Origin of the sequence: Corallococcus macrosporus (genome assembly GCF_017302985.1) — a bacterium.
GTDB lineage: Bacteria > Myxococcota > Myxococcia > Myxococcales > Myxococcaceae > Corallococcus > Corallococcus macrosporus_A.
Genome location: NZ_JAFIMU010000006.1, coordinates 323507 through 345869 on the forward strand (window position 1 = coordinate 323507; position 22363 = coordinate 345869).

The window sequence follows — 22363 nt, forward strand, 5'->3', positions numbered from 1 at the left end:
GGCGGTCCGGGAGAGGACAACCGATGCAAGCCGAAGCACCCGGGACGATGCACGTCGCCTTCGCTGACCTGATTGACCTGGCCGCACGCAAGGTGGGCGGCAAGGCCCTGCTGGCCAACGACGAGTTCTTCGCGCCCAAGGAAGCGATGCTGGAGCCCGGGCGCGGCGTCTTCATCGCGGACAAGTACACGGAGCGCGGCAAGTGGATGGACGGCTGGGAGACGCGCCGCAAGCGCGTGCCCGGCTATGACTGGTGCATCGTGAAGCTGGGCCTGCCCGGCGCCATCCACGGCATCGACGTGGACACCAACCACTTCATCGGCAACTTCCCCGAGTACGCCTCCCTGGACGCGTGCGAGGTGGACGGAGACCCGTCGCCGGAGTCGCTGGCGGAGGACGTGTCGCGCTGGACGGAGCTGGTCCCCAAGCAGCGCCTGCGCGGCGGCTCGCGCAACCTCTTCGCCGTGGCGAACGAGCGGCGCTTCACCCACGTGCGCCTCAACATCTATCCGGACGGCGGCGTCGCGCGCCTGCGCGTGCACGGGCAGGTGCTGCCGGACTGGCACGCCCTCAAGCAGGCGGGGCTCGTGGACCTGGCCGCGGCGGCCAACGGCGGCTCCGTCGTCACGTGCAATGATCAGTTCTTCGGCACGAAGGACAACCTCATCTTCCCGGGCCGAGCGGCGAACATGGGCGAGGGCTGGGAGACGCGCCGCAAGCGCGTGCCGGGCTTCGACTGGATCGTCGTGAAGCTGGCCACGGCGGGCACGCTGCGCCGCGCGGAGGTGGACACCCACTTCTTCAAGGGCAACTTCCCGGACCGCTGCTCGCTGGAGGGCATCTTCCTGGAGGAGCCGCTGCTGGACTTCGCCAACGCGACGCACCTGAAGTGGAAGGAGCTGCTGCCGCAGTCGAAGCTCCAGGCGGACCACTGCCACGTCTTCGAGAAGGAGCTGAAGGACGTGGGCCCCATCACCCACGTGCGCCTCAACATCTTCCCGGATGGCGGCGTCAGCCGGCTGCGCCTCTTCGGAGAGCCGGCGTGACCACGCCGCTGGAGCGCCTGAACACGGCCACGACGGAGGAGGCCACCCAGGCCTTCACCCGCTGCTGCGGCAGCACGAAGTGGGTCCAGCGGATGCTGGCCGTCCGCCCGTTCCGCGACGCGGAGCACCTGTACGCGGAGGCCGCGGACGCCTGGGCGCGCACGGGGCCGGAGGACTGGCTGGAGGCCTTCACGCACCACCCGCGCATCGGCGACGTGTCCAAGCTGCGGGAGAAGTTCGCCTCCACCGCGCAGTGGTCGTCACAGGAGCAGAAGGGCGTGGCCGGCGCGGATGAGAGCGTGTTGCAGGCGCTGGCCCAGGGCAACCGGGACTATGAGGCCCGCTACGGCTTCATCTTCCTCGTCTGCGCCACCGGAAAGACGGCGGCGGAGATGAACGAACTGCTCCAGGACCGCATGCACCACACCCCGGAGGAGGAGCTGAAGATCGCCGCCGGGGAGCAGGCGAAAATCACCCGCATCCGACTGGAGAAGCTCCTCGCGTCATGAGCACCCTCAGCACGCATGTCCTGGACACGAGCACGGGCCGTCCCGCGGAAGGGCTGTCCCTCACGCTGGAGGCCCGCGCCGGTGAAGACTTCCGGGAGCTGGCCCGGGGCGTCACCAACGCGGATGGGCGGGTGAAGGACCTGTCGGGCGCGAACACGAAGCTTGCGCCCGGCGTGTACCGCCTCACCTTCGACACCGGGGCCTGGTTCCAGGCCCGGGGGCAGCGGGGCTTCTACCCGTCCGTGCAGGTGCTCTTCGAAATCACCGCCACGGACGAGCACTACCACGTCCCGCTGCTGCTCAGCCCCTTCGGCTTCTCCACCTACCGGGGTAGCTGAAGTCAGACGCGCGGCGGTTCGACGGGCGCCTTGTCGCCGCCGCGCTCCACCTTGCCGCCCTCCGGCTTGTCCGCGACGGGCTCCGCGCAGAGCGTGGAGTTGTTCGTCTTGCACGCGCCGCCGTTCTGCAGGTCGAACTGCCACCGGTGGCGCGGGCACACGACGTAGCGCCCCTCCTCCACCCACCCTTCCGCCAGGTCCGCGCCCTGGTGCGGGCAGAAGCGCTGGATGGTGAAGCGCTTGCCGCCGGCATCCACCGTGGTGCGCTCCTTCTGGGACTCCGTGGCGCGGATGCCGTCGCAGAACTCGCGGATGTCCTCCACCTCCACGCCCAGGAAGCCATGCAGCACGGGCTCGTAGACGTCCGGGTTGCGGGACAGGCGCAGGCGGAAGGACAGCAGGAAGTCCTCCCAGTTCAGCTTGCGGTCCAGCACGCGCACGATGTCGCTCGCGTTCACCTTCATCGCGTAGCGGCTCTTGTCGCGCATCTCCGTCACTTCATCCACGCGGCGCTGCTTGAAGTCCACGCGCAACAGCCGCGTGGGGGCCTCCGTCAGCTCCACGTAGAGCGGCATGCCCACGCGGTCGTGCAGGTCCAGCAGGTCCAGCTTGCGCTGCAGCTCCACGCGCAGGCGGCCGTGGATCTCGTCCACCTCCTCGCGCATCAGGTTGCGGCGGCGCTCGCGGAAGACGTAGGCCATGTCCTTCGCGTACGTCTGGAGGTAGTCCTTGAAGTTCTCCGTCGTCACGCGCTCCGGCACCTGGGACACGAACTCCAGCGAGCCCGCGTCCAGCACGTCCCCGGGCATCGGCTCCAGGTAGCGCGTGGGCAGCGTGGGCAGGCGCTTCTCCAGGTAGGAGAAGAGGGCCGGCGCGCGCGGGAAGATGTTCACGTCCTCGAAGTTCAGGCTGAAGAGGGCCGGGTCCAGGAAGGCCGCCGGGCCCGCCGCGGCGATGTACGCGCGGGGCTGCACCACGTCCAGCGCGCGCGCCACCGCCTCGAACTTGCTGTCGCGCTTCTTCAGGCTGATGGCCGAGTACGTCTCCTTCGGGTACTCGTAGCAGGTGGGGTGCCAGATGGCGCCGGAGAACTGGGCGGAGAAGACGTCGATGGGCCCCTCCTCCGCGATGACGCGCACCAGCCGGTCGTGCATCTTGCAGTCGTTGATGTTGAGGAAGCACTGCCCGTCCCCGCGCACCATCACGCTGGAGTCGCGGTTGGTGCCCTGCTCGGACACGAAGAGCTTGATGTAGCCGCCCTTGATGGGAATCTCGCGCGAGTCCTCGCACGCGATGACGCGCTTGCAGCCGTACTTCTCGAAGATGTCCCGCAGCTCCGAGCGGCGGAACTTGGGCACCAGCACGGTGAAGTCCCGCCTGGCGATGGTGGCCAGGAACTCCGGGTCGAAGTGGTCCTTGTGCTCGTGGCTGATGTAGAGGAAGCGCTCCTTGCCCGGCGTCTCCAGCAGCTCCTTCACGCGCGGCGCCAGGTGGTGGTTGCGCGGCAGCTGCATCCACGCGGAGTCGAAGGCCCCCTGGGGCGTCAGCCACGGGTCCATGACGACGAGCGCTCCGGCGGTCTCCACCGCGAAGCCCGCATGACCCAGGAAGGTGATCCGCATGAACGTCGTCCCTCGAGTAAGGGGGCCCGTGGCCCCGGCGTCAGCAAGGCTGCGAAGCTAGGGAGTCCTTCGCCAGCGGCACCCCGGAGCGCCCCTCCTGTCGGAAAGCGCACGCGCCTCCCGTCCAGCCGCGAACACAAAAAAGGGAGGAGGACCGTGCGGGTCCCCCTCCCCTGATGCCTTCAGGACATGAAGCGTGCGGCCCGACTAGGGCTGGATCTCCCGGACGCTCAGCCACTTGAAGTCCACGTCCGTGGCGTTGTCCCAGCGGAACGTGGCGATGGGCCCGCCCCACGTAATGGGCATGGCCGCCACGGAGCCGCCGCAGTGCTGGGCGTCGCCGCCCCAGGCCCCGTCGTCGGTCATGTCATAGACCTGGGTCCAGCTGACCTTGTCGGCGTTGTCGTTGAGGTACAGCTCCAGCTTCACGGCCTCCGGGTTCTTCGTGCCCGGCACGTTGCGCATGACGGCCTTGAAGCCCACCCAGCGGCCCTTCAGCGCGGAGGTGGCCGGCTTGTACGGCGCCTGGTCGTAGGACACGTGCCAGGTCTCCTTCTCCCAGCGCACGCGGCCGTCGTAGTGCAGGCCGCCCTTGTAGCTGCTGCCCTCGCAGCCGGCGTTGGTGTCGTTGTGCTTCCCGCCGCGCGCGTACCAGGCGAAGTTGTCCTGGGTGTTGTTCACCGCGTTGACCTTCACGAAGCCGGTCATCTCGATGTTCTTCCAGTCGTTCGCGGCCTGCATGTAGCCGCGGCCCGCCAGCACGTCGCGGTCGTACGTGGGGATCTGCTTCGCGTCGTAGCCCGAGGCCGGGTAGGCGCTCATGCGGACCTTCGTGCTCTTCATCTTCCAGGAGCCGTCCGCGTTGCGCGTGATGGTGCCCTGCGGATCAAACCGCTTGTCCGCCGTGGCGTCGTCCGCGAGCGCCCACGCCTCACCGCCCGCCTTGGACGGGTACAGCATCGTCACGCCGAAGCCGTCCACGCCCGAAGGCGCGGGAGCGGGGCTCGCCTCCGGAGGCGCGGTGGGCGCGGGCGTGGAGGGATCCGCCGGGGCCTCCGTCTCCGAAGGGACGGGCTCCAGGGTCCCTTCGGTTTCGGGCGTCGCCGGGACGCCGGGGGCGGGGCTGGGCGCGGGGGTGCTCACCTCGCCGGTCGGGCTCGTCGTGTCGCCCTCGGGGCTCGCGCCACAACCAAAGGCATGGAGCGCCAGCAGCAGCGCGCTGGACGTGAAGACAAATCGGTTCCGCATCGGGCAGGGGGTATCCGTGCACGGGGGCCACGCGACGGGCAGCGGCCGCGACGCCTTCGCCGGCGGCCCTCATCACCCACGCCAACGCCTCCGGGCTCACGTGCTACGGAAGGTTCGGGCGCTCGGCTGGTCTCGGTGGCCCGGTGAAAGCGTTCTCAGCCGGGGCCTTTGCAAACCCCGGCCGCCGTGAACACTTCCCATCGCGACAAGGGGCCCCAGAGCCCCTGTCCGTCCGGCCCCCCCCGGGCGATACTTCCGTTTTCCCGAAGCGTCGCGCACGGATTCTCTATTTGCCGAAGAGTGCCGGCGCTCCTATTTGAGAGGGGTTGGCTCCCCGTGCCTTCCCCAGGTGAACGCCTTGGACTCCTTCCAAACCATCGGCAGCCCCGTCATGTGGGGCGGCTTCATCGCTTTCGTCTTCGCGATGCTCGCGCTGGACCTCGGTGTGTTCCACCGCAAGGCCCACACGGTGAGCTTCAAGGAGGCCGGGGCCTGGAGCGCGGTGTGGGTGAGCCTGTCGCTCGCCTTCAACGCCTTCCTGTGGTGGCGCTACGGCTCCGGGCCGGGCATGGAGTTCCTCACCGGCTACCTCATCGAGAAGTCGCTCTCCGTCGACAACATCTTCGTCTTCGTCGTCATCTTCTCCACGATGAAGGTGCCGGCGCTCTACCAGCACCGGGTGCTCTTCTGGGGCATCCTGAGCGCGCTGGTGCTGCGCGCGGTGATGATCTTCGCGGGCGTGGCGATGCTGGAGCGCTTCCACTGGCTCATCTACGTCTTCGGCGCCTTCCTCATCATCACGGGCGTGAAGCTCTTCATCCAGCGCAACCATGAGGAGCACCCGGAGGACGGCTGGCTGATGCGCACCGCCCGCCGCGTGATTCCCTCCACGCCGCACTTCCACGGGCAGCACTTCATCACGGTGGAGAACGGCCGGCGGCTGGCGACCCCGCTGCTCATGGCGCTGATGCTGGTGGAGGCATCCGACGTGCTCTTCGCGCTGGACTCCATCCCCGCCATCTTCGCGGTGACGCGCGATCCGTTCATCGTCTTCACGTCGAACATCTTCGCCATCCTGGGCCTGCGCTCGCTGTTCTTCCTGATGGCCGGCGCGATGGAGAAGTTCACCTACCTGAAGGTCGGCCTGTCCGGCGTGCTCGTCTTCGTGGGCGCGAAGATGGCGCTGGTGGACGTGGTGCACCTGTCCCCGGCCATCTCCCTGAGCGTCATCGCGCTGGTGCTGGGCGCCAGCATCGTGGCCTCGCTGGTGAAGGCGAAGAACACGCCGCCGCACGCGCCCAAGGGCGACTCGTCGCCCGACGCGCCGGGCACGGCGGCTCCCGCGAAGAGCTGACGCCTTCCGCGGCACACACACTTTTTCCGGCTGTGGGTCCCATGGGGTGTGGGGCTCCGGGCCCGGGCCCTCGAAGCGCATGAGGGCTCGGGCCTCTTTTTTCAAAGGGCCCGCGACAGCTCCATGAACTCCGCCCACGAGCGGATGGCGTCCTCGAACTCCTCCAGGGGCAGGTCCTGGGAGCGTCCGGGGATGGCCACCTCGCTGTGGATGGAGGCCCGGGCCCGGTTGAGCTCCAGGCTCCAGGTGTCGCCGGTGACGTCCCAGCGGTCGCGCCGTCCCTGGCGGAGGGCCGCCAGCACGCGCAACATCCCCTGCGCCCGGTTCAAGTCCGGCCGCAGCTCCTGGGCGAGGTAGTCCGCCAGCACGTCGTCGGGCGGCAGGCCACTCACGACCGCCCGTCCCTGCTGATCCCACGTGAATCGCAATGTCCTGGGCACGGCCGTGAAGGTCGCACAGTCCGTGGATCGCGAGCCACGCCCCGCCCCCGCCGATTCCACCGGAACCCGACACTGCGGCCCCGCCGCGTGCGGCACCGAACGGGCATCTCCGTCCGGGGGGAACAGCGGTCTGTTGGGAGGTGGAAAAGCAAAAGGCCGTGAGCCCCTGGGGACTCACGGCCTCTTGTTTGAAGTGGGCGCGGCAGGTTTCGAACCTGCGACCCCTGCCGTGTGAAGGCAGTGCTCTACCGCTGAGCTACGCGCCCTGCTGTCTGCCGCCCGCCGCGCCACCGCTGCGCAACGAACGCGGCGATAAGTGCCATTCGCCTGCGCGAGTGTCAACGCATTTTCGAGGAGGATTCTTCCGACAGCGCCTCCAGCTTTTCATCCAGCTCGCGCAGGCGGCGCTTGAGGCCCGCGAGCTGCTTCCCCACGGCCTTGAAGTCCCCCTTCGGCGCGAAGTGCAGGGCCTTCATGACCTCTTCCTGGCCGCGGTCCAGGGCCTGCTTGCCGCGCTGGACCCGGCCAATGGCCCCGGCCACGGCCAGGGCGCGCTTCTCGTCGGCCATGAGCTTCTCCATGGCCATGCTGGAGAGCCCCAGCGCCTGCTTCTTCAAGTCGTCCCGGATGCCCATGGTGGCGGTCCTCTGGCCCCTCAGGGGCCGTCGGGGAACTCGGTCTTCAGCGCGGCGAAGACGCGGTCCGCGATGCCCTTGTAGCGCATGCGTTCAATGAGCGGCTGCAGGTCCCCCCGCATGGAGATGCGGCGCTTGAGCACGGCCTCCACGGGGTCCAGCGTGCCCAGCAGGAGCTGCTTCCAGACGGAATACGGCGCGCGGGCCAGGTACACCGGCTCCAGCTCTTCCAGGTCGTCGGGATCCGCCAGCACCCGGGCGCGCTTGATGTCGCACTCGCCGGGCTCCACGTGGATGACGAAGGGCTTGTCCAGCTTGCCCTTCTCCGCGTCGATGATGGCCCCGAAGTCGCCCTTCCACCCCTTGCCGGCGACGGCGCACTCCGGGTCTGCATTGGTGAGCCGGACGGCCTCGTCCAGCCACTCCTTCGACGGAAACTTCGGCATCGCGCCTCCCTACCCCCTACGGAAGATGCTCTTGATGCTGGAGAAGAGCCCCCGGTCGTCGTTGCTCGCCCCGCTGCTGCTCGACGGGGCGGCCTGCGCGTTGCGCGAGGCGACTTCCTGCAGGGCCTTCTTCAACTGCTCGGGCGTGTCGCGGGTGGCCAGGTCCACCTTGCGCGACATGCCGCTCGCGTCCTCCACCTGCACCTGGAGGAGACACTCCTCGGTGAGGCGGAAGTCGATTTTCCGGCCCGCGGCGGCCGCCGGCACCCGGACGGTGCCCAGGTACTCGTTGTCCACCATCAGGTCGCTGTCGCCCTGGTAGATGTCCAGCTCGATGAAGGGCGCGCCCGGCTGCTGCGGCGGCGGCAGGCGGAAGCTCTTCACCATCGGGATGAGCGAGTTCTTCTCGATGATGCGCTTCACGCGGCCGTTGGGCATCGCGTAGCCGATGGGCATGGACAGCGCGTCCAGGAGCGTCACCGCGTCGATGCTGCCCAGCGAGTCACCCAGCAGCGCGGCGCCCAGGGCCACGCACTCGTCCGGGTGCACGCCCTTGCGCGGGGCCTTGCCGAAGTGGGCCTGGATCTTCTGCTGCACCAGCGGCATGCGGCTCTGGCCGCCCACCAGGATGATCTCGTCGATCTCCGAGCGGCTGATGCCCTTCTCCGCGAGCACGCGGTCGCAGATGTCGAAGGTGCGGTCCACCAGGTCGCCGGTGAGGTTGTTCAGGTAGTCGCGGGTCAGCGGGATGCGCAGGTCCAGCGGCTTGCCCTTGCGCTCCTCGATGTACGGCAGGTCGATGACGACGTTGGGGATCAGCGTCAGGTCGATCTTCGCGGCTTCCGCGGCGTTCTTGATGCGCTGGAGGGCGATGGGGCTTTCCGTGAGGTCGACCTTGGTCTCGTCGCGGAAGCGCTCCAGCACGTACTCCATGATGCGGTTGTCGAAGTCCGCGCCGCCCAGGAACGAGTCGCCGCCCGTGGCCAGCACCTCGAAGACGTTGCCGGCCAGGTGCAGCACGCTGACGTCGAAGGTGCCGCCGCCCAGGTCATAGACGAGGACCTTCTGGTCCAGGCCCCGGTTGAAGCCGTAGGCCAGCGCCGCGGCGGTGGGCTCGTTGACGATGCGCTTGACGTCGAAGCCGGCCAGCCGCCCCGCTTCCTTCACCGCGTTGCGCTGGTTGTCGTTGTAGTAGGCCGGGACGGAGATGACGGCCGCGTCGATGGGGCCGCCCAGGAACTGCTCCGCGATCGTCTTCAGCTGCGACAGCACGAAGCTGGAGATCTGCGGCAGCGTGTAGAGCTTGCCGCCCATCGTCACGGCGGCATCCCCGTTGGGGTCCTCGACGATGTCGTAGGGGAAGTACCCCTTGAGGTCCTCCACCGCCTTCGAGTGGTACTTGCGGCCGATCAGCCGCTTGGTCCCCCAGAGCGTGTTCTTGGGGTTGGTGACCATCTGGTCCTTGGCCACGCCGCCGACCAGCAGGTCGTTCTTGGCGGACAGCGCGACCACGGAGGGCAGGATGAGGTTGCCGCGGTCCGTGGGGACGATCTTCGGGATGCGGTTGCGCACGGACGCCACCAGGGTGTTGGTGGTGCCCAGGTCAATCCCGACGATGCGAGGTCTGTCCGCCATGAAGGTCAACGTGCGCAGCTCAGGGGGAGGCCGCGCCCGTCCTCACTCTCTAGCACGTCGAGCCGTCGCGTGCGCGTTTCTAGGCGGACGCTTCCTCCCTGACTGTAGTTCTGGCCCGGCTGCCGAGCCGGGGAGCGGATTCCAGCCAGGGCGCTACAGCTCGCGGTCGGGATCCGGCCCCAGGTCGCGCAGGCGGATGGGCCCGTCGGGCTCCGGGGGCGGGTGGGTTTCGCACACCGCGTCAGGACCGGACGGCAGCTCGGCCAGGAAGCGCGACGGGGTGAGCAGCAGCCGTCCGTCCTCCCGGGGCAGCGAGGTGTGGGGGTACACGAGCCACAGCGCCTCCCGGGCCCGGGTGACGGCGACGTAGAAGAGGCGGCGCTCCTCCTCCTCGTCCTCCGGGTCGCGCGTGGCCTGGGACAGGGGGAATCGCCCGTCCACGAGCCCCAGCACGAAGACGGTCCCCCACTCCAGCCCCTTGGCCTGATGGACCGTGGTGAGGGTGAGCACGTCGTCGGGCGGCTCGCCGTCCATGGCGGCCTTCGCGGAGAACTCGGCCACCAGGGCGATGGCGGACAGGAAACGGGGCACGTCCTCGAAGCGGCCGGCGAACTCCTGGAGCTGGCGCAGGTCCTCCGCGCGGGGGTCCTCCCCGTCCGGGGTGGCCGGGGGCACGCGCGCCGCCAGCACATCCGCGAGCAGCGCGCCGGGGCCTCGGGAGCCATTGGCGGACAGCGTGGTCATCAGCGCCTGGAAGCGCTGGAAGCCCGTGCGCGCCTTGCCCGGGACCTGGGCCTGGACGTCCGGGTGGGCCAGCGCGTCGGCGAGGGACAGCTCCGGGGGCAGCGCGGCCAGGGCGGTCCACAGGTGCTCGGTGCTGGCGGTGCCCACGCCGGGCAGCTTCCGCGCGAGCCGCTTGAAGGCCATCTCGTCCGCGCGGTTGTGCGCCCATCTCAGGTGGGCGAGCGCGTCCTTGACGTGGGGCTGCTCGAAGAAGCGCACGCCGGAGCGCACGCGGAACGGCAGTCCGTGGCGGGCCAGCTCCAGTTGGAGCTCCAGCGAGTGCAGGTGCGCGCGGTACAGCACCGCCATGGACTCCAGCCGGTGCCCCCGGGCGCGCAGCTCCAGGACGCGCTCGGCGACGAAGGCGGCCTGGGCCTTCACGTCGCGGGTGGGCACCACCTGGGGCACGGGGCCGGGCGCGCCGTCGGACACGAGCGCCTTGGGGAACTGGCGCGTGTTGTGCGCGATGACGGCGTTGGCCAGCCGCAGCACCTGGGGCGTGGAGCGGTAGTTGCGCGTGAGCGGGTAGATGCCGCAGCCGGGGTAGCGCTGGGGGAAGTCGATGATGTTGGTGAACTCCGCGCCCCGGAAGCTGTAGATGGACTGGCAGTCGTCGCCCACGACGGTGAGGTTCCTGCGCTCGCCCACGAGCAGGTCCACGAGGTCGCCCTGGAGGCGGTTGGTGTCCTGGTACTCGTCCACGAGCACGCCCTGGAAGCGCCCGGTGAGCTCCGCGCGGATGGACGGGTGGTCCTCCAGCAGCCGCTTCAGGTGCGCGAGCAGGTCGTCGTAGTCCATCAGGTGCAGCTGGGCCTTGCGCTGCTGGAAGCGGCGCGCGGTGGCGAAGATTTCGGGGGCCACGGGCAAGAGCTCCCGGCGCCGGTCCACCAGCACCTGCGACACGGGCTGCTGGAGGTTGGTGGCCAGTGACACGAGGTCCAGGAGCGCGTCCGGGCGCGGGAAGCGCTTGTCGCTGCGCAGCTTCCGCTCCGCCAGGCACGTGGCCATCAGGTCGCGCGCGTCCTCGCGGTCCAGCACCGTGAAGCCGGTGGAGAAGCCCAGCGCCACCGCGTGCTGGCGCAACAGCACGTGCGCCGCGTGGTGGAAGGTGCCGCCCAGCAGGCTGCCCACGTCCGCGAAGCCGCCGGCCAGCTCCTCCACGCGGCGGATCATCTCGCGCGCGGCCTTGTTGGTGAACGTGAGCAGCAGCAGCGAGGACGGCGGGACGCCCCGCTCCAGCATGCGCGCCACGCGGTACGTGAGCGTGCGCGTCTTGCCGGAGCCCGCCCCGGCGATGACGAGCACGGGCCCCTCCCCTGCTTCCACCGCCGCGCGCTGCTCGTCGTTGAGCGCGCCGTCCAGGTCCAGGCGCCGCGAGGGCGCTCCGGAGGGGACGGCGTGGATCAGCGGCAGGGGGGCGGCCATGGGGGGGCTGGGACTCTAACCGCCGCGGCCGGGTCCGCCAGTCCGTCTCAGGGAGGGGTGGATCCAGCCAACCGGGAGGCCGCCGCGGCGCGGACCTCCGGGGAGGGATCGCGCTCGCGGGCCAGCTCCAGGAGCAGCGTGCCCACGGGCTTGGGCAGCTTCGCGCTGGAGGCCTGCTGGAGCGCCTGGGTGCGCTCCTTCACGCCCTGAGACAGGCGCTCGGCGACCTGCTGATCCGCGCAGGTGCGGACGCCAGGATGCTGCTGGCGCAGGAGCAGCTCCGCGTCCGCGAGCTTCGCCTCCGCGAGCCGCACCGCGTCCTGGGCGGTCCGCTCGAAGGTGTCCAGGTCCTCGGGGAACTCCGTCTTCTGGCTGTGCACCCGGGCGATGGCCTGGGCCGCGAAGCGCGCGTCCACCACCGCCGCGCAGAGCTGCCGGGCCGATGCCAGGGGCACCCCACCCTCCGCCGACACGGTCTCCTCGCGCGCGGTCGTCTGCGCCCACACCGCGAGCTGCCGCGCGGCCACCGCGGAGGAGAACGCCTGATGGCGCTGCTCGCGCAACTGCACCCAGCGCCAGAGCACCAGCGGATCCGTGCCGCCGGATTCATAGACGCGCTGGTACTGGCTCGCGGCCTGCTCCAGTTGGCCGCTCAGGTCCAGGAGCGCCGCGACGGTGATGTACAGCTCCGGGCTGCTGGCGCGCTCGCGCAGGGATTCCAGCCGCACCGCGACCTCGTAGGCGGCCACGGGGGCGGGCAGCGCGGAGAGCACCGAGCGCAGCGACGACAGCGCGTTCTGCCGGATCAGCGGATTGCGCGCCGTGCGCAGCGCCTCCAGCAGCGGATCCATCGCGCGCACGGAGACGTGCTGGCCCAGCTCCTCCGCGGCCTGCCAGCGGTCCAGCGGATCCGGCGCCACCAGCGCGCGCTTCAGGTCCTCCAGGTCGCGCAGGTAGTGGCCCGCCTGCATCGCGCGGGCGGCGGGCTCGGTGCGGGACAGGGCGCCCTGCTCGGCGCGGGCGCGGGCCAGGCGCGCGGGGAAGCCCGTCAGCTTGGGCCCCAGCGGGTGGGTCTTCACCTTCGCCTCGGCCTCGTCCACCAGGCCGGAGACGAGCAGTCCCTCCACCTCCAGCTCCAGCAGCTTGACGCGGACCTCCTCGCGGTGCGCGCCCGCGGGGAACTCGCGCAGGTAGGCGAAGAGCTTCCCGGCGTCGCTCGCCTGGGCGAAGGACTCGTCGTCCAGCTTGCGCTCCAGCTCCTCGCGGCGGGCGCCCGCGACCTCGCCTTGGAGGAGCTGCGTCACGCGCTTCAGGTCGGTGGTCGTCTGGACGTCGCGCTCCTGGGCAGCCTGCATCCGGGCGCGCGCCTCGTCGCGGTGGGCGCCGTCGGGGTGCTCGGCGAGGAACTGCCGCCACCCGGCCTCCGTGTCCGCCTCCTTCGCCGCGTTGAAGCGCAGGCCCTCCAGCAGCGACTGCGCCCGCTGCCGCTGCGGCGCGTCCGGGTACGTCTCCAGGAAGCGCTTGTAGGCGAGGACCGAGTGCAGCCGCTTCGCCTCGTCGAACTCCAGTCCCTCGATGCGCCCCTGGGCCGTCAGGGCCTCGGGGTCATCCGGGTGCTCGCGCAGGAAGTCCTGGTAGGCCTGCACGGTGTCCTGCTCGCTGGCCCGTTCGAAGGACGTGTGCGAGCAACCGGTGGCCAGGAGCACGAGGGCGAGGGCGCGGCGGAAGGTGGGCATTCCCCTCCAGCAATACCCCACCCGTCCCCTGTCGAAAACCGGAGCCGCCCCGCCCGGCTGCCTGGGTGGTTTTCTTGCCTACACGCACCAGCGGAGGGAGCCTTCCGTCCCAGGACGCTACAGGACGAGGTGGCCATGAAGCTGGGCGCATGGATGGCGATGCTGGCGATGACGACGGGCTGTGCGACCGGATCCCCCGTGGGTGCCTGGGTGGCGTCGGATGCCGTGCGCTACCGCTCCGCCTCCCCGCCTGCCTTCCCGCGCGCCGCGCTGTCCTCGGAAGTGGCGGTCCGCGAGAGCCCCCGCGCTCCCGTGAAGGCCTCCACCCCTCGCAAGACTCCAGCGGTGGCGAAGGCCCCGGGCAAGGCCCCCGCGAAGCCGCGCCCCACCGTCACGCCCGCGAAGCAGACGCCCGTCAGCCCCGCCCCCACGGGCAACCCGCGCGAGCGCGTGCTGGCCACGGCGCGCGCCCTGGTGGGCCAGTCCTCGGTGCAGGTGAACGGCAAGCGCTACCCGGCGGACTGCACGGCGCTCATCGAGGCCACGTACGCGCAGGCGGGCGTGAAGTTCCGGGGCACGCTGAAGGCCGGGGACAACGGCGTCACCGCGATGTACCGCTACGCCCGGGCGAACGGCCGCGTGTACACGGACGGGCGTCCCGTGCCGGGCGACCTGGTGTTCTTCCGCGAGACGTATGATCAGAACCGCGACGGCCGGCGCAACGACGGCCTCACCCATGTGGGGCTGGTGGACGGCGTGGACGCGGACGGCACCGTCACCGTCATCCACCGCGTGAAGCGGGGCGTGGTGCGCTACCGGATGAACCTGGCGCGCCCCCACATGGCCCGTGACCCCAAGACGGGCGAGCTGCTCAACGACATGCTGCGAAGCCCCGCTCCCGGCCAGCCGCACGTGCTCACCGGCCAGCTCTTCGCCGCGTTCGGCAGCGTGCTGCCCTCGGGCCCCGCGAAGCCCATGGCGGTCGCGGCCCGGTAGGGCTCAAGCCGTCGAGCCCAAAAGGAAAGCCCGTCGATTCCAGCCGTGCGCTTCCGGAACCAGCCGGAGCGCCGCGGGGAACCGACGGGCTTGCACTGCCAAAGGGTTGAAGGTCAGGTCGACGTGGTGGAGGTCGGCACGCGGGCGGTGCGGTCCCACGCGGCGCGCTGCGAGTTGCGCAGGAAGCGCCAGAAGCCCACGGCGATGGCCATGTTCATGGTCACGAAGTAGTACGCGATGGACGTGGCCTTCTTCGCGGCGCCGCTCTTGAAGATGCCGGAGCGGCCCAGGTACGCCAGGGCGTAGAAGCCCAGCTGCGCGCCCAGCGTGACGCGGTAGAACAGGCTGTCGAGCAGGAACAGGTTGGCCAGGAGCGCCGCCGCCATCAGCGCGGGAGCGCACCAGCGCAAGAGCTTGTGCGACCAGAAGGCGAACGCGGGGAAGCCCGCGGTGGGCAGAAGCAGCCCGGGCACGAGGCGCAGGCTCTGGAAGTTGCCCGCCGCGATGCGAGCGCGCCGGCCGAACTCCTTGCCGTAGTCCTCCGTCGTCTCCTCGTGGGCGACGGCGCCCGCCTCGTAGACGACCTTGTAGCCGCTCTCCAGGATGCGCAGCGGAATCACGAAGTCATCCACGATGGTGGACGGCGGCAGCTGCGTGAACAGCGAGCGCCGGATGGCGTAGAGGCCGCCGTTGGCCCCCACCACCGCGCCGCGCTTGCCCTCGTACAGCTTGATGAGGGACTCGTAGTTCCAGTACGCGCTCTCCTCGTAGTCCTGCTTCGTGGGGTTGAAGAGGCGCAGCTTGCCGCAGACCGCGCCGACCTCCGGGTCCTCGAAGTGACGGACGATCTTCCGGACCGCGTCCGCGTCGATCATCGTGTTCGCGTCCGACAGGAGCACGATGTCGCCGTGCGCGGACGGGATGCAGCGGTTGAGCACCGTCGTCTTGCCGGCGCGGGGCGCGGGCGACAGCCGCACGCGGGGGTCGGTGCACTTCTGCACCAGCCCGTCCGTGCCGTCCGTGGAGCCGTCCGACCCGATGACGACCTCGAAGCGGTCCGCGGGGTAGTCCAGCGCCAGGCTGTTCTGCAGCTTGGACTCGATGCAGCTCGCCTCGTTGTAGGCGGCCACCACCAGGCTCACCGAAGGCAGCGGCCCGGCCCTGGCGCCCGTCCGGACGGCCTCACCCGAGCGCACCTTGCGCATGTTCTGGAAGACCTGGGCCGCGCCCTCCAGGGCGAACAGGCTCAAGGGATAGAGAAAATACGTGTGCACGAGCGCCAGCGCCGCGCACCAGAAGAAGACCTCCGCCATCGACCACCCTCCCAACCCCGAGTCCTCGACGCCCGGGGACAAAGCAAGGCGCGTGCCTGGACGTTCAGAGGGACTTCAGGGCGAGAGAGCCGGCAAGCCCCTGGGGAGGACTGGAGTTTCTCCAGGGTGATCCGGAGGTGATCCTGTCAACGCTTCAGGGCGAGGCGGCGGTGGGGAGCTGGGCGAGCATGCGCTTCGCCAGCTCGTGCTTGGGATTGAGCGCCAGCAGCTCGTTCAGCAGGTTCCGGGCCGCGTCCGGGTCGTTCTGGCGGAGGGCCAGCCGGGCGCCCAGGAAGTAGGGGCGCAGGAAGGTCCGGTCCTGGCTGCGCAGCGTGGCCAGTTCCTCGGAGACGGCACGGAGGGTGGTGTCGGGAGAGCCGGAGCTGAGGGCGAACTCCGCGCGGGCCACGACGCTCCAGGACGGAGTGAGCTCCGCCTGACGCAGGCGTTCCGCGAGGCCCAGGGCGCTGGAGGCGCCCGTCACCGAGGCGTAGAGGGCCTGGGCCTTGAGGCGCGCGGCGACGGTGGCGGCGGGCTCCACGTCCGGGGCGACCCGGAGGTTCTCCACCAGCGCGTTGAGCACCTTGCGCCGCTCGGCGATGTCCGTGCGCAGCGGATTCATGGCGCGCTCGGCCTCGCTCATCTCCGCGCGGATCGCGTTCGCCTGGGCCTGCCAACCGGGCGACGACCTGTCGCTGTTCACCTCGTCGAGCTGCCGCTTGAGCTGATCCGCGTGGAAGCGCAGCTGATCGAACTGCGCGTGCAGGTCGCTCAGCTGGAGGGTGGAGGCCACGGCCAGCTCGGCCTGGACTTCGGCGTACTTCGGATGGGCGGTGGCCAGGGCCTTGAGGTCCTGGATGGCCTGTTCGCGCGAGGCCGCGTCATCGCGACGCAGGGACTTCACGGCGGCATCCTTCTTGTCCACCGCCTCCGCTGGCATGGCCGAATTGCGGTCACGGAAGGCGGGATACGCCAGGTACCCGGCCAGGACGATGCCCGCGAGCACCACGAGCACGAGCAGCACCCGGCTCAACGTGGAGGAGCGCCTGTCGCCGTCCTCGATCACGATGGAGCCGCCGGTGCGGGACGCGGCCCCGAGCAGTTCCGGAGGAAGGTCGCTGGAGGGCTTCCGAGAAGGAAGGGGCCGGTCCAGGCCACCGCCGAGCAGCGATGCACCGCTGGAAGACGGCGCGGGCCTGGAAGGCTCGGTGCGAGCGAAGGGCGCGTCGTCGTCGGGCAGGGAGACGGTCGCGGTCGGAGCGGCCGTCGCCCAGGGCGCGTCGCCGTGGCCTTCCGGAACGAGCTTGGAGCGCGAGGCGCCAGCCGCGGACCAGGGCGGCTCTCCGGGCGCACCCGAGGGCGAGATGTCCTCGAAGGACCGGGACGTCGAGCCAACCGGTTCACCCCCACCCGTGGATCCGGGAACCGCGCCAAACGCCCGGGTGGAACCGCCCACCTCTGCCGCCGGTGAGCCCGAAGGCCCCTGCACCGCGCCGAACGCACGGGTGGAACCGCCCACCTCGGCTGCATGTGAACCCGAAGGCCCCTGCACCGCACCGAACGCACGCGTCGAAGCGCCCGCCTCGCCCCCCTGTACCCCTGAAGGGCCCGGCACCGCGCCGAACGCACGGGTCGAAACACCAGCCTCGGTGGCCTGCGGGCCTGAAGGCCCCGGCACCGCGCCGAACGCACGGGTCGAGTTCCCCGCCGCCGAAGCCCCCGGCTCCGCGAGACGGAACGAACCCGAGGACGACGCGGAGGCAGCGCCGAACGCGCGCGGGGCCGCGCCCTGCCCCGCTTCCGGCCCCGCCGGCACTCCAGGCCCCATCGCCCCGAAGACACGCTTGGGACCCGTCGCCGGAGGCTGCGTGCCGGACACCGCGGGCGCCACCGGAGGCCGGGGATGTGGCGCGACTGGAGCCACGGACGGCGGCGGAGGAACCACGCCCGACGAAGACAACGGCCCCGACGGCGGCGTCGGCTGCGGGACGAAGGAACCGGACGCCGTGGTGGAACCCGCGAACAGGTTCGTGGACTTCAAGCCCACGCCGCTGTCACCGCCAAAGATCTGCGTGGACGACGGCGCACCGGCCCGGTCTCCCCCACCCGCGGGAGGAATCTTCGGCGCGGGAGCCATGACACCAGCGGGTGAAGCCTTGAACACATGGCCACACCGCGTGCACTGCACCGACGCGCCGCCGGGCGGCAGGAGTCGGGCATCCAGCACGTACTGCATCGAGCATTGCGGGCAGGCGATCTGCACCGGCCGTCCTTACCACACGCTCCCATTGGCCGCCGCCGAGTCCAGCACGGTGGCTGCCCGGAGGGTCTCCAACTTGGCAGCACCCACGCCCGGCACCGCGTCCACGTCCTCCCAGCTCGCGAACCGGCCCAGCTCCTCGCGGGCGGTCACCAGCCGTCGGGCCAGGTCACGGCCTACACCGGGCAACAAGGCCAGCTCGGACTCGGAGGCCGCGTTCAGGTCCAGCTTGAGCCCCAGCGCGAGCGCCTGGCTCCCCGTGGGCACCGTCCCCGGGCCACACGTGGCAAGCCCCGCCGAATCCAGCCGCACGGCCTCCGGCGGGCAGTCGAGCGAGGGCCGCGAATCCGGCCACCGCGCCCGGGCCGTGAAGCCCAGGACGAGCAACCCCAAGGACAGCGCCGCGAGCGCGGACGTGCGCCCGAACGGCCTCAGGCCTTCTGCCCCTTGAGCGCGTCCACTTCCGACACGGTCGGGTTGGCCGTCACGGGAGGCGGCGCGTCCAGCCCGAAGGCCGTGTGCAGCGCGCGCACCGCCAGCTCCGTGTACTTCGTGTGGATCACACAGGAGGTCTTGATCTCCGACGTGGAGATGAGCTGGATGTTGATGCCCTCCTGCGAGAGCGTCTGGAACATCTTCGCCGCCACGCCCGAGTGGTTGCGCATGCCCACGCCGACGATGGACACCTTGGCGATGGCGTCATCGACCTCCAGGCCCGTGGCGCCCACTTCCTGCGCCGCCTGCTTCACGACCTCGTGGGCCTTGGTGAAGTCGGACTTGGCGACGGTGAAGGTGACGTCGGTGCGCCCGTCGCGGGACGGGTTCTGCACGATGAGGTCCACCACGATGTGCTTCGCGTCGAGCGCTCCGAAGAGCTTCGCCGCCATGCCCGGCTGATCCGGCACGCCGACCACGGTGATCTTCGCCTCGTTCCGGTCGTAGGCGACCCCTCGAACCAGCACGTCCTCCATGGATGCGTCCTCCTCGCAGACGAGCGTGCCCGGATCCTCGGTGAAGGAAGACTTCACCCACAGGGGCACCTTGTACTTCATGGCGAATTCGACCGAGCGGATCTGCAGCACCTTGGCGCCCAGGCTGGCCAGCTCCAGCATCTCCTCGTAGGTGATGCGGTCCAGCTTCTTCGCGGCCGGGCACACGTTGGGGTCGGTGGTGTAGACGCCGTCGACGTCCGTATAGATTTCACACGCGTCGGCCTTGAGCGCCGCCGCCAGCGCGACACCCGTCGTGTCGGAGCCGCCGCGGCCGAGCGTGGTGACGCTGCCCGCCTCGTCCACGCCCTGGAAGCCGGCGACGACGACGATCTTCCCCTGCTTCAGCGCGGCGCGGATGGGCTCCGCGTCGATGCTCTTGATGCGCGCCTTGGAGAAGGTGCTGTCGGTGACGATGCGTACCTGGTGGCCGAGGAAGCTCACGGCCTTCCCGCCCTGCGCCTGGATGGCCAGCGCGACCAGGCCGATGGACACCTGCTCGCCGGTGGCGACGACGACGTCCTGTTCACGCTCGTCGGGCCGGTCGGTGATCTGCGCCACGAGTTTGAGCAGGCGGTTCGTCTCGCCGGACATGGCGGACACGACGACGACGACGTCATGGCCGGCCTTCTGGGCGGCGAGGCAGCGGCGAGCGACGTTCTTCATGCGCTCGGTGTCACCCACCGAGGTACCGCCGTACTTCTGGACGATGAGGGCCACGGGGCTTGCGACCTCCCTGCACGGACGGGCGCACGCTATATGGGCGCCAGGCCCCGGGTGTAAAGGGCCTCCACCCACCGCGCCACGAATCCGCTAGCGTTCGTGGCCCAACGACTTCAGCCCGCATTTCCGGAGTAGCCAGAACATGTCCCGCCCCCGCCTCCTCATCGATGGTGACACCCTGAAGCTGGAGGAGATCCTCCAGGTCTCCCGCCACGAAGTCACGGTGGAGCTCGCCCCTGAAGCCGCGCAGCGGGTGCAGGCCTCCCGGACGTTGGTGGACCGGGTGGCGGCGGGTGACACGCCGTCGTACGGCATCAACACGGGCTTCGGCACGCTGGCGGAGGTGCGCATCGACCGGAAGGACCTGCGCGACCTGCAGCGGAACCTCATCCTGTCGCACGCCTGTGGCGTGGGAAATCCGCTGCCCCTGCCGGAAGCGCGGGTGCTCCTGCTGCTGAGGGCCAACGTGCTGGCGAAGGGCTTCAGCGGCATCCGGATGGAGACGCTGAGCCTGGCCATCGACATGCTGAACCGGGACGTGGTGCCGGTGGTCCCCGAGCGGGGAAGCGTGGGCGCGTCCGGAGACCTGGCCCCGCTGGCGCACCTGGCGCTGGTGTTGATTGGCGAGGGCGAGGCGTTCTTCGAGGGCGTGCGGATGCCGTCGAAGCAGGCGCTGGAGAAGGCGGGCCTGAAGCCGGTGGTGCTGGAGGCGAAGGAAGGCCTGACGCTGATCAACGGCACGCAGGCGATGTGCGCGGTGGGCACGCTGACGCAGCTGCGAGCGGAGCTGCTGGCGGACGTGGCGGACATCGCGGGAGCGATGACGGTGGAGGGCCTGCTGGGAAGCCACAAGCCGTTCCTGCCGGAGATCCACGCGGTGCGTCCGCACGCGGGCCAGAAGGCGGTCGCCGAGCACCTGCGGCGCATCCTGAAGGGCAGCGAGCTGGTGGAGACGCACGTCAACTGCAGCAAGGTGCAGGACCCCTACAGCCTCCGGTGCATCCCGCAGGTGCACGGCTCCGCGCGAGAGGGTCTGGCCTTCGCAAGGCGCATCCTGGAGGTGGAGGTGAACAGCGGGACGGACAACCCGCTGGTGTTCCCGGACACGGGAAACATCATCTCCGGAGGCAACTTCCACGGTCAGCCCATCTCGCTGGCGATGGACGTGGTGGCCATGTCCCTGACGCAGCTGTCGAGCATCAGCGAGCGCCGCGTGGAGCAGATGGTGAACCCGAGCCTCTCAGGCCTGCCCGCGTTCCTGGCGAAGAACAGCGGGTTGAACAGCGGCTTCATGATCGCCCAGGTGACCGCGGCCGCCCTGGTGGCCGAGTCGCGAATCCTGAGCCACCCGGCGTCGGTGGACAGCATCCCCTCCTCCGCGGGCCGAGAGGACCACGTGTCCATGGGCATGACAGCAGCGCTCAAGGGCCGTCAGGTGTCTGAGTTCACGCGTTCGTGCCTGGCGATTGAGCTGCTGGTGGCGGCGCAGGCCCTGGACTTCCGCCAGCCGGTGAAGCCCGGCAAGGGCGTCCTGGCGGCGTACGAACTGGTCCGCAGCAAGGTTCCGCACATGGACCGGGACCGCGAGCTGCACCACGACATCACGGCGGTCACGGCCCTGGTGGAATCCGGGGCGATCCGTGAGGCTGTGAAGTCCGCCACGGCGTGACGACATTTGTAGACACCCTCCGCAATGGAGGGTGATCCTCGACGTATCCGGGAGGCTGGCCCGCCTTGGGCCGGCCCCAACGTCGAGGCACCCCATGTTCGTGAGTCCCCTGAAGCGAATCTGCCTGGGGCTTTTGGCCGGCCTTTGCTGCGCGCTTCCAGCTCAAGCGGGTGAGCCAGGGACTCAGGAGCAGGTTCGGAAGTTCGCCGCGGATGCGCACTTCAACGGTGTCGTCCTGGTCGGCAAGGGTTCTCGCGCGGAGTACGTGGAGGCGTTCGGGGTCAAGAACGCCGAAGCGAAGGAGCTTCTCGCTCGGAACAGCCGGTTCTTCGTGGGCTCCGTAGGCAAGTGGCTCACGTCCATCGTGGTCCTGCGGCTGGTGGACGAGGGGAAGTTGGCGCTCGACGAGCCCATTCTCACCTACCTCCCGGAGTACCGCGCGGATACGGGGAAGCAGATCACCCTGCGCCACCTGATCAGCCACGGCAGCGGCCTGCCCAATGGGCTCATGGACGCGTTCAAGAAGGACCCGAGCATCGAGAGTGAGACGCGTCCCCAGGCTGAAGCCGTGACGCGGTATGCGCGCGGCGACCTCGTGTTCACGCCGGGGACTCGCTTTGACTACAACATCTCCAATTGGATTCTCGTGCAGGCCATCCTGGAGCGTGTCTCCGGGCAGTCCTACGCACAGCTCGCCCAGCGACTTGTGTTCAAGCCCCTGCGCATGGCGGACAGCGGCATCGCGGCGGGCGAAGCCGGAAACGTTCCGAACCTCGCTCTGGGCTACCGCTCGCTGGAGCCGAAGGTGGAGCGGCGCATCTACAACCTCCCGAACTATCTAGTGACCGGTGGCGGCTTCTACAGCACCGCCGACGACATGCTGCGCCTGAATCACGGAGTCCTTTCCGGCAAGCTCCTGTCGGCCGCATCCAGGAAGGCCCTGCTGACCGTCGAACGCCCTGGGTCCGCCTATGCCCTGGGTGGCCGTGTCCGGACCTATGAGACGAAGGAACAGGCCGCCCAGACTGTCGCGACGAACGACGGAACGAGCGGCGCCTATCGCACAGTGTCCTGGCGTGTGCTCGATGATGGCCGCACCGTCATCATCCTGAGCAACTTGCGGCCGGATGACTCGAAGCTCTTTGCCTTCACGGAATCGCTTCTCGGGCTTCAGAGCGCACCCAAAGAGAACTGAT

Annotated in this window: 19 protein-coding genes and 1 tRNA gene; 7 read left to right on the top strand and 13 right to left on the bottom strand. The window is 69.8% G+C overall.

Annotation, left to right across the window (positions count from 1 at the left end; genetic code table 11):
* The first annotated feature begins 23 nt into the window (after window positions 1–23).
* The 3 genes from alc to uraH are packed head-to-tail and all read left to right on the top strand — an operon-like array spanning window position 24 to window position 1893.
* The gene (alc, locus tag JYK02_RS11085; protein ID WP_207050893.1) at window positions 24–1046 is read left to right on the top strand and encodes an allantoicase; all 1023 of its coding nucleotides are present in this window, start codon (window positions 24–26) and stop codon (window positions 1044–1046) included.
* On the top strand, window positions 1043–1555 hold the full coding sequence (gene uraD / locus JYK02_RS11090; protein WP_207050894.1) for a 2-oxo-4-hydroxy-4-carboxy-5-ureidoimidazoline decarboxylase: 513 nt from the start codon (window positions 1043–1045) through the stop codon (window positions 1553–1555). The genes alc and uraD overlap by 4 nt, the downstream gene beginning before the upstream one ends.
* Window positions 1552–1893 carry a hydroxyisourate hydrolase gene (gene uraH, locus JYK02_RS11095; RefSeq protein WP_207050895.1) on the top strand — a complete coding sequence of 114 codons (342 nt, stop codon included), beginning with the start codon at window positions 1552–1554 and terminating at the stop codon, window positions 1891–1893. The genes uraD and uraH overlap by 4 nt, the downstream gene beginning before the upstream one ends.
* Before the next feature lie 2 nt (window positions 1894–1895).
* On the opposite strand, the gene JYK02_RS11100 is transcribed toward uraH, so the two are convergent.
* Window positions 1896–3515 carry a Rieske 2Fe-2S domain-containing protein gene (locus JYK02_RS11100; protein ID WP_207050896.1) on the bottom strand — a complete coding sequence of 540 codons (1620 nt, stop codon included), beginning with the start codon at window positions 3513–3515 and terminating at the stop codon, window positions 1896–1898.
* Between the two features lie 207 nt (window positions 3516–3722).
* Complete coding sequence (locus JYK02_RS11105; protein WP_207050897.1) at window positions 3723–4763, bottom strand: carbohydrate-binding protein; 1041 nt, start codon at window positions 4761–4763, stop codon at window positions 3723–3725.
* Between the two features lie 358 nt (window positions 4764–5121).
* On the opposite strand from JYK02_RS11105, the gene JYK02_RS11110 reads away from it, so the two are divergent.
* A complete protein-coding gene (locus tag JYK02_RS11110) occupies window positions 5122–6117 on the top strand; it encodes a TerC family protein (RefSeq protein WP_207050898.1) in 996 nt (331 codons plus the stop codon).
* Window positions 6118–6218: 101 nt separating this feature from the next.
* Here JYK02_RS11110 and JYK02_RS11115 read toward each other — a convergent pair whose 3' ends face one another.
* The 7 genes from JYK02_RS11115 to JYK02_RS11145 form a co-directional block, all read right to left on the bottom strand.
* Window positions 6219–6509: a hypothetical protein gene (locus tag JYK02_RS11115; RefSeq protein ID WP_207050899.1), complete on the bottom strand. Its 291-nt coding sequence runs from the start codon at window positions 6507–6509 to the stop codon at window positions 6219–6221.
* A 242-nt stretch (window positions 6510–6751) separates the two neighbouring features.
* A tRNA-Val gene (locus JYK02_RS11120) sits at window positions 6752–6823 on the bottom strand.
* 72 nt (window positions 6824–6895) lie between these two features.
* The gene (locus JYK02_RS11125; protein WP_207050900.1) at window positions 6896–7192 is read right to left on the bottom strand and encodes a hypothetical protein; all 297 of its coding nucleotides are present in this window, start codon (window positions 7190–7192) and stop codon (window positions 6896–6898) included.
* 20 nt (window positions 7193–7212) lie between these two features.
* The gene (locus JYK02_RS11130; RefSeq protein ID WP_207050901.1) at window positions 7213–7638 is read right to left on the bottom strand and encodes an SCP2 sterol-binding domain-containing protein; all 426 of its coding nucleotides are present in this window, start codon (window positions 7636–7638) and stop codon (window positions 7213–7215) included.
* A 9-nt stretch (window positions 7639–7647) separates the two neighbouring features.
* Complete coding sequence (locus JYK02_RS11135; RefSeq protein ID WP_207050902.1) at window positions 7648–9273, bottom strand: Hsp70 family protein; 1626 nt, start codon at window positions 9271–9273, stop codon at window positions 7648–7650.
* 153 nt (window positions 9274–9426) lie between these two features.
* The gene (locus JYK02_RS11140) at window positions 9427–11481 is read right to left on the bottom strand and encodes an ATP-dependent helicase (protein ID WP_207050903.1); all 2055 of its coding nucleotides are present in this window, start codon (window positions 11479–11481) and stop codon (window positions 9427–9429) included.
* A gap of 47 nt (window positions 11482–11528) precedes the next feature.
* On the bottom strand, window positions 11529–13217 hold the full coding sequence (locus JYK02_RS11145) for a HEAT repeat domain-containing protein (protein ID WP_207050904.1): 1689 nt from the start codon (window positions 13215–13217) through the stop codon (window positions 11529–11531).
* A gap of 135 nt (window positions 13218–13352) precedes the next feature.
* Between JYK02_RS11145 and JYK02_RS11150 the strand changes: the two genes are divergently transcribed.
* Window positions 13353–14213 (top strand): CHAP domain-containing protein, encoded by an 861-nt coding sequence (locus tag JYK02_RS11150; protein ID WP_207050905.1) that lies wholly within the window; start codon window positions 13353–13355, stop codon window positions 14211–14213.
* Between the two features lie 113 nt (window positions 14214–14326).
* Here JYK02_RS11150 and JYK02_RS11155 read toward each other — a convergent pair whose 3' ends face one another.
* From JYK02_RS11155 to JYK02_RS11170, 4 genes are all read right to left on the bottom strand, one after another.
* The gene (locus JYK02_RS11155) at window positions 14327–15526 is read right to left on the bottom strand and encodes a glycosyltransferase family 2 protein (protein WP_207050906.1); all 1200 of its coding nucleotides are present in this window, start codon (window positions 15524–15526) and stop codon (window positions 14327–14329) included.
* A 154-nt stretch (window positions 15527–15680) separates the two neighbouring features.
* Complete coding sequence (locus JYK02_RS40745) at window positions 15681–17789, bottom strand: zinc-ribbon domain-containing protein (protein WP_207050907.1); 2109 nt, start codon at window positions 17787–17789, stop codon at window positions 15681–15683.
* Window positions 17790–17798: 9 nt separating this feature from the next.
* On the bottom strand, window positions 17799–18179 hold the full coding sequence (locus tag JYK02_RS11165; RefSeq protein ID WP_242588649.1) for a ComEA family DNA-binding protein: 381 nt from the start codon (window positions 18177–18179) through the stop codon (window positions 17799–17801).
* Window positions 18180–18217: 38 nt separating this feature from the next.
* Window positions 18218–19495, bottom strand: coding sequence for an aspartate kinase (locus tag JYK02_RS11170; protein WP_207050908.1), 1278 nt, complete (start codon window positions 19493–19495; stop codon window positions 18218–18220).
* Window positions 19496–19640: 145 nt separating this feature from the next.
* Here JYK02_RS11170 and hutH point away from each other — a divergent pair, with 145 nt between their 5' ends.
* Together hutH and JYK02_RS11180 are read left to right on the top strand one after the other, a co-directional pair.
* Window positions 19641–21167: a histidine ammonia-lyase gene (gene hutH, locus JYK02_RS11175; protein WP_207050909.1), complete on the top strand. Its 1527-nt coding sequence runs from the start codon at window positions 19641–19643 to the stop codon at window positions 21165–21167.
* A 94-nt stretch (window positions 21168–21261) separates the two neighbouring features.
* The gene (locus tag JYK02_RS11180) at window positions 21262–22362 is read left to right on the top strand and encodes a serine hydrolase domain-containing protein (RefSeq protein ID WP_207050910.1); all 1101 of its coding nucleotides are present in this window, start codon (window positions 21262–21264) and stop codon (window positions 22360–22362) included.
* Window position 22363: the final 1 nt, after the last annotated feature.

Excerpts from the sequence above, each read along its gene's own strand:
- JYK02_RS11155 (WP_207050906.1), bottom strand. The coding sequence starts at position 15,526 with ATGGCGGAGGTCTTCTTCTGGTGCGCGGCGCTGGCGCTCGTGCACACG.
- JYK02_RS11135 (WP_207050902.1), bottom strand. The coding sequence starts at position 9,273 with ATGGCGGACAGACCTCGCATCGTCGGGATTGACCTGGGCACCACCAAC.
- uraH (WP_207050895.1), top strand. The coding sequence starts at position 1,552 with ATGAGCACCCTCAGCACGCATGTCCTGGACACGAGCACGGGCCGTCCC.
- JYK02_RS11180 (WP_207050910.1), top strand. The coding sequence starts at position 21,262 with ATGTTCGTGAGTCCCCTGAAGCGAATCTGCCTGGGGCTTTTGGCCGGC.
- alc (WP_207050893.1), top strand. The coding sequence starts at position 24 with ATGCAAGCCGAAGCACCCGGGACGATGCACGTCGCCTTCGCTGACCTG.
- JYK02_RS11125 (WP_207050900.1), bottom strand. The coding sequence starts at position 7,192 with ATGGGCATCCGGGACGACTTGAAGAAGCAGGCGCTGGGGCTCTCCAGC.
- JYK02_RS11100 (WP_207050896.1), bottom strand. The coding sequence starts at position 3,515 with ATGCGGATCACCTTCCTGGGTCATGCGGGCTTCGCGGTGGAGACCGCC.
- JYK02_RS11140 (WP_207050903.1), bottom strand. The coding sequence starts at position 11,481 with ATGGCCGCCCCCCTGCCGCTGATCCACGCCGTCCCCTCCGGAGCGCCC.
- JYK02_RS11105 (WP_207050897.1), bottom strand. The coding sequence starts at position 4,763 with ATGCGGAACCGATTTGTCTTCACGTCCAGCGCGCTGCTGCTGGCGCTC.
- JYK02_RS11130 (WP_207050901.1), bottom strand. The coding sequence starts at position 7,638 with ATGCCGAAGTTTCCGTCGAAGGAGTGGCTGGACGAGGCCGTCCGGCTC.
- JYK02_RS11145 (WP_207050904.1), bottom strand. The coding sequence starts at position 13,217 with ATGCCCACCTTCCGCCGCGCCCTCGCCCTCGTGCTCCTGGCCACCGGT.
- hutH (WP_207050909.1), top strand. The coding sequence starts at position 19,641 with ATGTCCCGCCCCCGCCTCCTCATCGATGGTGACACCCTGAAGCTGGAG.
- JYK02_RS11150 (WP_207050905.1), top strand. The coding sequence starts at position 13,353 with ATGAAGCTGGGCGCATGGATGGCGATGCTGGCGATGACGACGGGCTGT.